This window comes from Enterovibrio norvegicus (assembly GCF_002876705.1).
GTDB classification, from domain to species: domain Bacteria; phylum Pseudomonadota; class Gammaproteobacteria; order Enterobacterales; family Vibrionaceae; genus Enterovibrio; species Enterovibrio norvegicus_B.
Genome location: NZ_MDAG01000043.1, coordinates 1 through 428 on the forward strand (window position 1 = coordinate 1; position 428 = coordinate 428).

The following is a 428-nucleotide window of genomic DNA, read 5'->3' on the forward strand; positions in this document are numbered from 1 at the left end:
CACAACACTTTGAAAAGCTGTCGCATTGAAAAAGCGTCCACGTTTATTGCCTTGTTATAAAACTAAAACACCAATGGAAAAATGAAGATGATTGTAGCCAAAGCACATACTTTGGATACAATTACCATTATCAAAACTTCACCGATTTCTGCTTCAGTCTCTTTCTTAAGGAAGTAAAAAAGGGCAAGCCAAGACGCAATCACACCTACATAAGGTATTAATCTGAACAATGCCGATATAAAGCAGACTTTTATGATGCCAAAGAAACTACAATAAGCCGTTGATAGAGGGATACCAGCGTATAGTGACGCAGCCTTCATTCCGACCCAGAGGAATATGGAACTTAACAACAAATCGACTAAAACGACCGTGATTATTGATACTACATCCATGTAACTATCCTTGTTTTATAACGTTGTGATAACGGG

Annotated in this window: 1 protein-coding gene; it reads right to left on the bottom strand. The window is 37.9% G+C overall.

Translation table 11 applies throughout. The annotated features are described in order from the left end of the window. Positions 1 to 62: 62 nt before the first annotated feature. Positions 63 to 392, bottom strand: coding sequence for a hypothetical protein (locus BCT27_RS18495; RefSeq protein WP_102396433.1), 330 nt, complete (start codon positions 390 to 392; stop codon positions 63 to 65). Positions 393 to 428: the final 36 nt, after the last annotated feature.

Excerpts from the sequence above, each read along its gene's own strand:
- BCT27_RS18495 (WP_102396433.1), bottom strand. The coding sequence starts at position 392 with ATGGATGTAGTATCAATAATCACGGTCGTTTTAGTCGATTTGTTGTTA.